The sequence below is a fragment of the uncultured Psychroserpens sp. genome (genome assembly GCF_947503375.1).
In the GTDB taxonomy this organism is placed as follows: Bacteria; Bacteroidota; Bacteroidia; order Flavobacteriales; family Flavobacteriaceae; genus Psychroserpens.
Window position 1 is genome coordinate 310,556 of the sequence record NZ_CANNDQ010000001.1, and the last position, 12,899, is coordinate 323,454.

A 12,899-nucleotide genomic window follows, 5' to 3' on the forward strand; every position below is an offset into this window, starting at 1 on the left:
CAACTATTATGAAAAAAACGACCTTAAAAGGTATTTTAACTTTAATTGCATGTGCTTTACTTATAGCACAAAAACCACAAGCACAAGAACTTATCTATGAAGTGCCATTAACAACGCAAGTACAATCTTCAACCCAAATTATCGAAGGAAAAGTTATCTCAAAAGAATCGTTTTGGGATGCAGATCAAAACAACATTTATACAGCCAACACTGTTGAAGTTTATAAAGTCTTTAAAGGCAATCCAACCTTAACTACAGTTGAAGTTATTACTCCTGGAGGCACAGTAGGATTACATGCTGAAATTGTAACACCAAGTTTAAGCTTATCTAAAGGAGATATTGGTATTTTCATGTTACAAGACAATACTATTCATTTAACATCTCAAGCTTCTCAGCTTTATAAATTTCAAGCTTTTGCTTCAAGCCAAGGGTTTTATAAATATAATCAAAAAGCAAATATTGCAGCAAACCCAATAACAAGCGTTTACGGAATTGAAAATTCATTTCATAATTCTATAAAACAAATTACAAATAGTGTTCCAGTTGTTATTAAAAAAGAGTTTAACACAACACTTCCACAAGAAACAAATCTTAATAGAGGTGCTATATCAATTACCAACTTCACACCAATAACAGTAACAGGTGGTACAGATACAACTATTACAATTAATGGTACAGGTTTTGGTAACACACAAGGAACTGTTGGTTTTAGAGATGCCAATTTTGGAGGTGAAACTGAGAGTCCTGCAAATTCTGGAACGTTTGTTCCTGTATATTATACAGCACTTGATAGTGAAATTATAAGTTGGTCTGACACACAAATTGTAGTTGAAGTTCCTTCAAGAGCTGGAACTGGAGACATAGAAGTAACTCCAGATGCTGGAGGATCTGCAACCTCAAGCCAATCGTTAACTGTATCTTACTCTGAATTAAATGTGATTTTTGATCCTGGATCAGGAGAAGAAAGCTATATAACCAGACATATTGATAGAAACGGAAATGGTGGATACGTATGGCAAATGTTTACAGATTTTGATGCTAATACTGCAGCAAAAGATGCATTCTTAAGAGCTTTTGACTCATGGCGATGCGAAACAAATGTCTTTTGGGAAATCGGTAATGTGACAACAACTGATGTGATTGCTAATGATAATATTAATATTGTGAGATTTGATAATGGTGCTGAATTACCTACAGGTGTTCTAGGTCGTTGTACTTCTAGATATTCTGGGTGTGGAGGCGCAACTATAAACTGGTATGTTGAAGAGCTAGATATTGTATTTGAAGATAATTTTACAGGTGATTTATCTGTTTTGTCTTGGGAATTTGGCCCAGATACTGCAACTGGTTTTGAAGTAGACTTTGAAAGTGTAGCTGTACATGAACTTGGTCATGGTCATCAGTTAGCTCATGTTATCAATCCAGGGCAAGTAATGCATTATTCTATTGCAAATTCTCAAAATAGTCGTGCGTTGAACGATGATGATACTGCTGCAGGAAACGATGTTTATTCAAGAAGTTCGTCTTCAAGTGTTTGTGGTCAAACCGTTATGGGCGATTATGACTGTGATACCTTGGGTACTAACGATGATGAGTTGATAAGCTCGATCTCAATTTTTCCTAATCCAGCAAAAGACATCCTCAACATCAAACATGCCTCAAATATTGACATAACCAATGCTGTTTTGTATGATGTTAGAGGTAGATTAATTTCTAAAGTGAACTTAAGCGTATCTTCCAATGTCAACTCAATAGATATTAGACATTTGAATTCTGGTCTTTATTTTATAAGGATTGATGCAAATGATAAGACATTAACTAAGAAATTCATTGTAGAATAATCCTTTTTTTAAATTAAACAAAAAACCACTTATTCTTAAATTGAATCGGTGGTTTTTTGTTTAAAATAATTAGCTCCTATTTGGTACTGGCTTTTCGTCAACAGGTAATATGAGTTGATAATCATATCCATAAATTAACTGCCTTAATTTATGATAGTCTCCAGTTTTAGGCAATTGAAGTTCATTACGATCAACAGCTAGTCTAATTGCTTTCAGGTTAATAATTGCCCAAGCTTCTTTTTTAGCAAGCGGAAAAAACATTTTATAACGTTTGTAACCTTTTTTATACTTTTCAAAGTTATTGACAATAGTACCATCTTCAGTTTTAGTGAAGGCTCGCCAAGAATTGATTGCCGTTGCTCTGGTTCCATTTTTTTGTGCTAACGATTCGGTAAGTTCGCCTATGTCATATGCACCATTGGAGTATGTTTTTTTAGCGTGTAAACTTCCTATTTTAATATATACCTTTGGTAACTTTTCGTTTTTTGACGCTTCATTATAATATTTCATAAAATTATTACGCATATAACTAATACGATCTACATGTGAGTCATTTCTCCAATCGATATAGATATCCCAACTAATTTTCATGTCTTTAATAATGGCTTGAGCTTTTTCATTTTTTATATCGAAAGCATCAAAGTAAGCTCTAACTGCATCTTCTTCTTTTATAAGGCTATAAGCACCTTCTATTTCTCCAGTTACTTCAGCAATGAAATGCTTGTACATCACCATTTGCGCTTGATTTTGAAGGGTTAAAATCTGCTTGTGATTTGCAGTTCCTTTAGTGGTCTTTGTTAGCTCATCCATTAAGAAGAATGCAGAAAAGTAAAATTCTTGATCAAGTCCCCAAAGTTGCATCCCATTTGAACGTGCTTCCTTTAAAAATTCTGCATCGCTTACACTGGAAAAAAAGGGAATAGGAATTGCAACATCTTCTCCTTGAGCAACAGTATACTTACTATTAAACACTTTAAGATTTTCAATAGTTTGTTGAGCAGGAGTGGTTAGTTCTGTCAATTTTTTTGCAGAATGCGGTCCAACTTCAATTGCAAAATGATTAAATCCTGCATCAGACAGTAAAGGCATTATAGCCTTATTAATGATAGATGTCTGCTCTGAGCCATGTGTTTCGCCATATACAATAAATTGTGATTCGTTGATAAGACTTCCTAAAACTTCTTTTCCTTCTCCAGATATGGTATTATTATCAATAGTAAAATATGAGGTATACGTTTTTAAAAGTTCTGTGTCTAAAATTGGCGCCTTCTTTTGTGCATAAAATGTAGTCATTACAAACACCGACAATACTAATAAGATCTGTTTTTTCATGAGATAAATGATTTTAAATTAAACTCATTGTAATAGTATAAATTAACCTTACGCCTTTTATTGATATTTGACGAACATGGTTTTTAACACCACCAACAAATGGCTTTTCTCTATATAGTTGTTTGTTGTTTAAAACCATTACTTTGTATAACGTAATAAATAGTTTATATAATCCACCAAGCAGATATGATTAATACTATTAACTTCGTAAAATGCAATTCTCAAAGGAGCTCAAATACAATATTATTTTTGCGCTATTACTTATTCTGGTAGGTCAAACCTGGCAATACTCAAATGATTTGATCTTCAATCAAGGACAGAGTCGTTGGTTTAAGCCTGGAGCTCTTGTTTTGTTTACAACTTATAATATTGCTTACTTTTCAGTTTATACGCTTAATTATCTCATTTTTGCCCCAAGGTTTCTAAAGCCAAACAAAATTTTTCAGTATGTTTTCTCTTTCGTAATAATGGTATTTTGTTTTGCGGCTATTCGATTCTTTCTTGAAGAAATATTACTTTTAAAATTATTCGGGTTTCATAATTATAATTTAAATAGACCCAATATTGTAGCTATATATTTAACAGATAGTACACTTTATGCATTAAGACCTATTTTATTTAGTAGTTTAATGTTTTTGTTTTTTAGATTTAGTGAGAATAAGTCACGTATGCACCAACTAGAGATTCAACATCAAGAGGCACAAATGTCTATGCTTAAATCACAGATAAGCCCACATTTTTTATTCAATACTTTAAATGGTTTCTATTCTGATTTGTATGACAAACAACCTGAAACTGCTGATGACATCTTAAAACTGTCTAATTTATTAAGATATGTGACCTATGATGCTAAGACCAATTACATGCCTCTACAGAAAGAAGTAGAGTTTATCAAAGACTATCTTTATTTTTATAAAAGACGTTATGAGGAAGCGTTTTATGTAAGCTTATTTATTAATGGTTCTATTGCAAATCAAAAAATCCCTGCTTTAATGCTCATCCATTTTATAGAGAACTTATGCAAACACGGCATTATTAACGACCCAGAAAATCCAGCAAAAATTGAAATTACAGCTAATAAAGATACTTTAGAAATACAAACGGAAAACGAAATAAATCCATCAGAAAATTATATGGATAAAGGTATTGGCACAACTAATATAAGAAAGCGTTTAGAGCTGTTATTCAATAAAAAATATACGTTAAATACATCAAAGCAAGGTAGCTCATATCTTGCTTATCTAAAAATTCCTATTTAATGTACGAGTTAAAATGTATTATCGTTGATGATGAACCAGCTGCAATACGATTGTTAGAAAGGTTTGTAGCAGACGTTCCGTTTTTAAAGCTTCAAAAAACATTTACCAAACCTCTTGAAGCACTAGCGTATTTAGAATCTGAAACCATAGATTTAGTTTTTCTTGATATACAAATGCCACAAATAACAGGCATTCAATTATCAAAAATCTTAAAACCTGAAACACAAATTATATTTACTACAGCCTATTCTGAATTTGCTTTAGACAGTTATGACGTTGCTGCACTTGATTATTTACTTAAACCGATTGCTTTCGAACGCTTTTATAAAGCGGTAATGAAAACACAATCTAACTCATTCAAATCTTCAAAAAAACAAGATGACAAAGAACATTATATATTCATCAAAACCGATGGTAAACACAATTTTAATAGAGTCTTTGTTGAAGACATTTTGTTTATTGAAGGACTTAAAAACTATGTCTCTGTACAGTTGCAGGATGAACAGATCATAACTTACAGTACACTTAAACATCTGGCAAGTCGATTACCTAAATCTCAATTTATACAAATACATAAATCTTATATTGTTGCTTTAACTCACATCAATAAAATTGAAAACGATACCGTTTGGATAGATCAAAAGCAACTGCCAATAGGTAACACTTACAGAAAACAGTTTTTCGAATCTATAAATAAGAGGCAACTCTAAATCAAATTCTTGAATGGTAGATTATATGCAAAAAAATGGTAATTTCATGGCACTAAAATCTATTCAGAAATGTCATATTCAAAATTCTTTTCTTTAGTTACTTTTTTAAGTGTTTTTATTTTAAATGCTCAGCAAACTACTTCGCACTCTGGAGCTATTATTCAAATAGTAGATCAAAAACAGAAACTTTCAGAAACTTCTCTTGTAAAACATGTTGCTTTTGAAAATATCGGTCCATCGATTATGAGTGGTCGCGTTGTTGATTTAGCTGTTAATCCTGAAAATCCAACCGAATTTTATGTTGGCTATGCTTCAGGAGGTGTTTGGCATACTATCAATAATGGAACAACTTTCACACCAATACTAGACACGTCTCCAACACAAAATGTAGGTGATATTGCTGTCGATTGGAAAAACCGAACCATTTGGGTTGGAACAGGAGAAAACAACGCTTCTAGATCTAGTTATCCCGGAATAGGAATTTTAAAATCTATTGATAATGGAAAAACGTGGCAAAATATGGGACTGGTAGACTCACATCATATTGGGCGAATTCTTATCAACCCAAGTAATTCTGATGAAGTCATTGTTGGTGTTACAGGTCATTTATACTCTCCAAATCAAGAACGCGGCATTTATAAAACTACAAATGGAGGGAGAACTTGGTCACAAAAACTTTTTGTAGATGACAACAGTGGAATTATCGATGTGCAGGTCAATCCAAACAACTTTAACGTAATGTTTGCATCCTCTTGGACAAAAGATCGAAAAGCTTGGAATTTTGATGGTAGTGGTAATAACTCTGACATCTACAAAAGCACAGATGCAGGCAACACATGGACCAAAGTTACAACTGAAACCAGTGGTTTCCCAACTGGCACTGGTGTTGGTAGAATTGGTCTAGCAGTTTTTGATGATAATATCGTTTACGCAGTACATGATAGTCAATTTAGAAGACCTTCTGAAAGTACACAAGAGTCTTCAGATGTGCTAACTAAAGACGATTTTAAAACCATGTCTAAAGACCAGTTTTTAAACCTAGACGATAAGAAGCTTAACGACTATTTAAAAATAAATGAGTTTCAAGAAAAATACAATGCTCAGAATGTAAAACAAATGGTTAAAGCTGGAAATGTAAAACCAATTGACCTTGCTGAGTATCTTGAAGACGCCAACACGCTTTTGTTTGATACACCAGTAATAGGTACTGAAGTTTATAAAAGTACAGATGGAGGAATTACATGGAAAAAAACACATGATTATTATCTTGATGATATCTATTACAGCTATGGTTATTATTTTGGTCATATATATGTCGCCCCAAACAACTCAGATCATATCTATATTTATGGAGTGCCAATCGTGAAATCAAAAGATGGAGGAAAATCATTCACATCTATCAGTGCCGAAAATGTACACGCAGACCATCATGCTTTATGGATCAACCCAAAAAACCCTAATCACCTCATCAATGGAAACGATGGTGGTGTAAATATTTCTTATGATGATGGTGAAAACTGGATCAAAAACAACTCTCCTTCAGTAGGTCAATTTTATGCTATAAATGTAGATAATGAAGAACCATACAACGTATATGGTGGTTTACAAGATAACGGTGTTTGGGTTGGTGCTCACACGTCTCAAGAAGACAAAAGCTGGCATCAAAGCGGAAGGTATCCTTGGGAAAGCATTATGGGAGGCGATGGTATGCAAATTCAAATAGATTCACGTAACGCTAATATTGTATATACAGGTTATCAATTTGGAAATTATTTCAAAATTAATAGAGAAACTGAAGAATACTCTCCTTTTAACATCAAACATGAATTAGGTGAAAAACCTTACCGTTTTAATTGGCAAACCCCTATTTTATTATCACCTCATAATCAAGATATTCTATATTTAGGCGGAAATAAACTGATGCGTTCTATGAATCAAGGCGATGATTGGACTCCCATTAGTGATGACTTAACTAATGGTGGGAAAAAAGGAAATGTAGCATACGGAACATTAACCTCAATTAGCGAATCACCTTTTCAGTTTGGACTAATTTATACCGGAAGTGACGATGGATTAATTCATGTGACTAAAAATGCTGGTGGAAGCTGGACTAACATTTCAAATAATTTACCTAAAGACCTTTGGGTGAGTCGTGTTATAGCGTCGCAACATAAAAAAGAACGTGTTTATATTGCGCTAAATGGTTATCGTTGGGACGACTTTAAAGTTTATGTATATACAAGCGATAACTATGGGCAGACATGGAAAAGTATCAGTTCAAACATTGCTGATTCTCCTGTGAATGTAATTAGAGAGGATCCAGAAAATGAAAATATCCTGTATTTAGGAACCGATAATGGCGCTTATGTTTCTTTTAATCAAGGAGACTCTTGGGATGTTTTTAGTAAGGGATTGCCAAGTGTAGCTGTACATGATATTGTAGTACAACCTAAAGCTAAAGATTTACTCTTAGGAACACATGGAAGAAGTATTTATAAAACAGATATTACTGAATTACAATTGATGAATCCAAGCATACTAAAAAATGATATTACACTTTTTAAAGTTGATGATGTCAGATATTCATCACGTTGGGGAAGTTCTTGGAGTCAATGGTATACTACTTTTGAGCCAGAAATAGAAATTTCATTCTATGCAAATGCTCCAGAAGAAAAGACCGTAAAAATTCTTTCCGAAAACGAAACAGTCCTTAACGAAATGAAGGTGAATGCAGATAAAGGTTTCAATTACGTAACTTACGATCTCACACTCAACGAAAAAAATAAAAAAGCTTTATCAAAAGAAAACTCAAGTATTACTATAAATAAAGCAGGTAACGAAAACTATTATTTGCCAAAAGGAAAGTATTTCGTTCAAATTGATAATGAAAAAACTAGCTTTGAAATAAAATAAGTTGCTGTTTTTTATGTTATATGAGCAAACTCTAAATCAATGAAACGTGTACCGTTAATTCTCGCATCACTGCTAATGCTATATATATCTTCTTGTAGTGATGATAATGATGATCGTCAAATTGCTTCAGAACCAAATTTAATCATCAAATTAAAATTTGACCCTACTCAAGTTCGTTTAGATAATATAGGTTTACCAGCAACGATTCCTGTAGGTAATGCAGCGCAATCACCTATTTTTTCTAGAATGAGCGCTAACTATATTGAATTTGCACCAACAGCAACAACAGTCTTAGGGACTGGGGAAATTATTTATGAAGGCGACGAAACTGCTCTTGGAGGTGATCAAGCTATTGATTTCCAAAACGCAATATTTGCAGGAAATAATGAAACATTTTTAACTATTCCTCTAAGTGAAGTTCAAAGTGGTAGTTACGAATGGGTTCGTGTTTCATTAGCATATCAAGAAGGCACTATAAATTTTAGAGCAGATGACGGCAATGATTATACTGGTACGCTTGCAAGTTTTGTAGGTTATAATAATTACATTACTTCATTTGACCTCAATGGAAGTACTATTGAAGTAAATGCAAACAAACTACAAGGGTTTTGGTCTTTTGAAGCCTTAGGGTTTAATGCACAAGGGCAAACACCTGAAGGAGCTACGACTGTTCCAAATCCACTATTTTCTTCCTCACCAGTCCCACAAGGGTCTTGTGTAGTGACTGGAGAATTCGAAAATGAATTTACAATAACAGGAAACGAGACTCAAGATATAACAGTTACACTGTCTTTTTCAGTGAATAATAGTTTTGAATGGACTGAAGTGATAATCGATGGTATTTATGAGCCAGGTGCAGGAGAACAGGTTGTAGATATGGGACTTCGCGGACTCATTCCCACGGCGTCTAATTAAACCCATTCTAAATAACCAAAATAAAAGCGAAAATTTGTAGTACAGCACTATGAACCTTATCTTTGTAGAACAAATAATTAACTACAATTATAATGAGCGGAATTTTAAATTCGTCGATAGGAAGAAAGTTTGCCATGGCACTTTCGGCACTCTTCCTTATGTTTTTCATTTTACAACATTTTGCAATAAACATCCTTTCTGTATTTAGTCCAGATCTTTTTAATGAAGTATCCCACTTCATGGGAACAAATCCATTAGTTCAATTTGCATTACAACCTGTTTTAATTTTTGGAGTTGTTTTTCATTTTGTGATGGGTTTTATTTTAGAAATTAAGAACACTAAAGCCAGACAAATTAGTTATGCGAAAAACAATGGTGCTGCCAATTCTACGTGGATGAGTAGAAACATGATTTGGAGTGGTGGATTCATCCTAGTGTTTTTGATCATACATTTTATCGACTTTTGGATTCCAGAATTAAATGTCAAATATGTTCAAGGAGATATGTCTGGTCAATTACCTAATGGCGATTTTAGATACTATGAAGAATTAGTTCATAAGTTTGTTCCAATATGGAGAGTCGCACTTTATTGTCTGGGTTTTGTATTCTTATCACTTCATTTATTACACGGTTTTGATTCTGCTTTTCAATCAGTTGGAGCAAATAATAAATATACAAGAGGGATTAAAGGCTTAGGAAAAGCTTATGCAATCTTAATTCCATTAGGGTTCATTTTCATTGCAGTATTCCATCATTTTAATCACTAAAAAATTAGCTGAATATGGCTTTAGATTCTAAAATACCAAAAGGACCATTAGCAGATAAATGGACTAATCATAAAAACACTATTAACTTAGTTAATCCAGCTAATAAACGTCTCATTGACGTGATTGTAGTTGGTACAGGTCTTGCAGGAGGTTCTGCTGCCGCTACATTAGCAGAATTAGGTTACAATGTAAAAGCGTTTTGCTTTCAAGACTCTCCTAGACGTGCGCATTCTATTGCAGCACAAGGAGGAATTAATGCAGCAAAAAACTATCAAGGCGATGGCGACTCTACTTATCGATTATTTTACGATACAGTTAAAGGTGGTGATTATAGATCAAGAGAAGCTAATGTCTATCGCTTAGCCGAAGTTTCAGCTAATATTATAGATCAATGTGTAGCTCAAGGAGTTCCTTTTGCGCGTGAATATGGCGGCTTATTAGACAATCGATCATTTGGTGGTGTTCTTGTTTCTAGAACATTCTATGCTGCTGGACAAACTGGCCAGCAACTATTACTTGGCGCTTATTCGGCAATGAACCGTCAAATTGGTCGTGGAAAGATAAAAATGTACAATCGCCACGAAATGCTTGACGTAGTCATTGTAGATGGTAAAGCAAGAGGTATCATTACTAGAAATCTAGTAACTGGTGAGATTGAGCGACATTCAGCTCATGCAGTTGTACTCGGTACAGGAGGTTATGGAAATGTATTCTTCTTATCAACTAATGCTATGGGAAGTAATGTTACAGCAGCATGGAAAGCACATAAACGTGGTGCCTACTTTGCAAACCCATGCTATACTCAAATTCATCCAACCTGCATCCCAGTTTCGGGAGACCATCAATCTAAATTGACATTGATGTCTGAATCCTTAAGAAATGATGGTCGCATTTGGGTTCCAAAACATAAAAAAGATGTTGAGGCCATTCGTGCTGGTAAGCTAAAGCCTACGCAACTTGCTGAAGAAGATAGAGATTATTACTTAGAACGTCGTTATCCTGCTTTTGGAAACTTAGTACCTCGTGATGTGGCATCACGTGCTGCTAAAGAACGTTGTGATGCAGGCTATGGCGTTAATGCTACTGGTGAGGCCGTTTACCTTGATTTTGCTTCTGCTTTTATGCGCTACGGAAAAGAACAAGCGCACGTTAAAGGTCTTGATGAAAACGATGAGGCATTAGTTAAACAATTAGGCCAAGAAGTCGTAAAAACCAAATATGGAAATCTTTTCCAAATGTATGAGAAAATTGTAGATCAAAATCCATATGAAACACCAATGATGATCTATCCTGCTGTACATTATACAATGGGTGGCGTTTGGGTAGATTACAATCTACAAACCACAGTTCCAGGATTGTACTGTATTGGTGAAGCTAATTTTTCAGATCATGGTGCAAATCGTCTTGGAGCATCTGCTTTGATGCAAGGTCTAGCCGATGGTTATTTTGTATTACCTTACACTATAGGTGATTATTTAGCAGATGATATTAGAACGGGTCCTATTCCTACAGATACTCCAGAGTTTGAAACTGCAGAGAAAGAAGTAAGAGCTAATATCGAACATTTAATCAATAATAACGGAACTAAATCTGTTGATCATTTCCACAAACGTTTAGGAAAAATTATGTGGAACAAATGCGGAATGGCTCGTAATGCCCAAGACTTAAAATCTGCTATCACAGAAATAGCCGAACTTAGAGCAGAATTTTGGAAAGAGGTTCGTGTTCCAGGTACTGCAGATGAATTCAATGAAGAACTAGCAAAAGCAAGTAGAGTTGCAGATTTCTTAGAATTGGGTGAGCTCTTTGCTAAAGATGCTTTATTACGAGAAGAATCTGCTGGTGGGCATTTTAGAGAAGAATATCAAACTCCAGAAGGAGAAGCTATGCGTCGCAAAGAATTCCAATTTGTTTCGGCTTGGGAGTATAAAGGCGAGCCTAAAGATGCAGTTTTACATAAAGAAGATTTGGTCTACGAAAACATAGAAGTTAAAGAAAGAAGTTATAAATAAAAGGAAAGCTATGAACTTAACGTTAAAAATATGGCGTCAAAAAAACGCTAACGACAAAGGAAAAATGGTTGATTATAAAATTAATGATGTATCACCAGATATGTCTTTCCTTGAAATGCTTGACGTACTTAACGATCAACTTATAAATGAAGGTGACGAACCCGTCGCTTTTGACCACGATTGTCGTGAAGGGATATGTGGAATGTGTTCATTATATATCAATGGTGAAGCTCATGGCCCAGACAGAGGTATCACAACGTGTCAATTACACATGAGGAAGTTCAAAGATGGCGATACTATTTATATCGAACCTTTTAGAGCTAAAGCCTTTCCTGTAATTAAAGATCTTGTTGTTGACAGAAGTGCTTTTGACCGTATTCAACACGCTGGAGGATTTATTTCGGTAAATACTTCAGGAAATACTATTGATGCTAATGCCATTCCTGTAAATAAGCACGACGCTGATGATGCATTTAGTGCTGCCACATGTATTGGATGTGGCGCTTGTGTTGCAACATGTAAAAACTCAAGTGCTATGTTGTTTGTTGGTGCTAAAGTATCTCAATTTGCATTATTACCTCAAGGAAAAGTTGAGGCAACAGATCGTGTTTTAAATATGGTTAAGCAAATGGATGACGAAGGTTTTGGCAACTGTACAAATACAGGTGCTTGTGAAGTAGAATGTCCAAAGGGTATTTCTTTAGAAAATATAGCTAGAATGAATTCCGAATATATTAAAGCAAGCCTTAAAGGATAAGACAAAATCATATAAAACATTACAAATAAAAAACCCATTCTTATAGAGAATGGGTTTTTTATTTGTAATTCTTCAAGAATTTATTATTCCATTAAACTTCAAAAGGCTCAATAGAAACAAAAGATTTACCATCTTTCTTCTTAGTGAATTTTACGACACCATCAACCTTAGCATGTAAAGTGTGGTCTTTTCCGCCATACACATTCTCTCCTGGATGATGTGTATTACCTCTTTGTCTTACGATAATGTTTCCAGCAACAGCAGCTTGACCACCAAAGATCTTAACACCTAGGCGTTTCGATTCTGATTCTCTACCGTTTTTAGAACTACCTACTCCTTTTTTATGAGCCATTGTCTTAAGGTTTTATATTATTATACTTAAAGTGGTTTGCA

Annotated in this window: 10 protein-coding genes; 8 read left to right on the forward strand and 2 right to left on the reverse strand. The window is 34.3% G+C overall.

The window, feature by feature from the left end; translation table 11 throughout:
• Positions 1-8: 8 nt before the first annotated feature.
• A complete protein-coding gene (locus tag Q0876_RS01340) occupies positions 9-1,841 on the forward strand; it encodes a T9SS type A sorting domain-containing protein (RefSeq protein WP_299223253.1) in 1,833 nt (610 codons plus the stop codon).
• 69 nt (positions 1,842-1,910) lie between these two features.
• On the opposite strand, the gene Q0876_RS01345 is transcribed toward Q0876_RS01340, so the two are convergent.
• Entirely contained in the window at positions 1,911-3,173 is a 1,263-nt protein-coding gene (locus Q0876_RS01345) for a hypothetical protein (protein WP_299223254.1), read from the reverse strand.
• A 212-nt stretch (positions 3,174-3,385) separates the two neighbouring features.
• On the opposite strand from Q0876_RS01345, the gene Q0876_RS01350 reads away from it, so the two are divergent.
• The 7 genes from Q0876_RS01350 to Q0876_RS01380 all read left to right on the forward strand — a co-directional run bounded on the left by Q0876_RS01350 (position 3,386) and on the right by Q0876_RS01380 (position 12,506).
• The gene (locus tag Q0876_RS01350; RefSeq protein WP_299223256.1) at positions 3,386-4,432 is read left to right on the forward strand and encodes a sensor histidine kinase; all 1,047 of its coding nucleotides are present in this window, start codon (positions 3,386-3,388) and stop codon (positions 4,430-4,432) included.
• Positions 4,432-5,142, forward strand: a complete 711-nt coding sequence (locus Q0876_RS01355; RefSeq protein WP_299223258.1) for a LytTR family DNA-binding domain-containing protein — start codon at positions 4,432-4,434, stop codon at positions 5,140-5,142. The genes Q0876_RS01350 and Q0876_RS01355 overlap by 1 nt, the downstream gene beginning before the upstream one ends.
• A gap of 69 nt (positions 5,143-5,211) precedes the next feature.
• Complete coding sequence (locus Q0876_RS01360; RefSeq protein ID WP_299223260.1) at positions 5,212-8,055, forward strand: glycosyl hydrolase; 2,844 nt, start codon at positions 5,212-5,214, stop codon at positions 8,053-8,055.
• Between the two features lie 39 nt (positions 8,056-8,094).
• The gene (locus Q0876_RS01365) at positions 8,095-8,970 is read left to right on the forward strand and encodes a hypothetical protein (protein WP_299223262.1); all 876 of its coding nucleotides are present in this window, start codon (positions 8,095-8,097) and stop codon (positions 8,968-8,970) included.
• Positions 8,971-9,062: 92 nt separating this feature from the next.
• Positions 9,063-9,737 (forward strand): succinate dehydrogenase cytochrome b subunit, encoded by a 675-nt coding sequence (locus Q0876_RS01370; protein WP_299223264.1) that lies wholly within the window; start codon positions 9,063-9,065, stop codon positions 9,735-9,737.
• 14 nt (positions 9,738-9,751) lie between these two features.
• A complete protein-coding gene (locus Q0876_RS01375; RefSeq protein WP_299223266.1) occupies positions 9,752-11,749 on the forward strand; it encodes a fumarate reductase/succinate dehydrogenase flavoprotein subunit in 1,998 nt (665 codons plus the stop codon).
• Between the two features lie 10 nt (positions 11,750-11,759).
• Positions 11,760-12,506, forward strand: a complete 747-nt coding sequence (locus Q0876_RS01380) for a succinate dehydrogenase/fumarate reductase iron-sulfur subunit (RefSeq protein ID WP_299223268.1) — start codon at positions 11,760-11,762, stop codon at positions 12,504-12,506.
• A 91-nt stretch (positions 12,507-12,597) separates the two neighbouring features.
• On the opposite strand, the gene rpmA is transcribed toward Q0876_RS01380, so the two are convergent.
• The gene (gene rpmA, locus Q0876_RS01385) at positions 12,598-12,858 is read right to left on the reverse strand and encodes a 50S ribosomal protein L27 (protein ID WP_299223270.1); all 261 of its coding nucleotides are present in this window, start codon (positions 12,856-12,858) and stop codon (positions 12,598-12,600) included.
• Positions 12,859-12,899 lie beyond the last annotated feature (41 nt).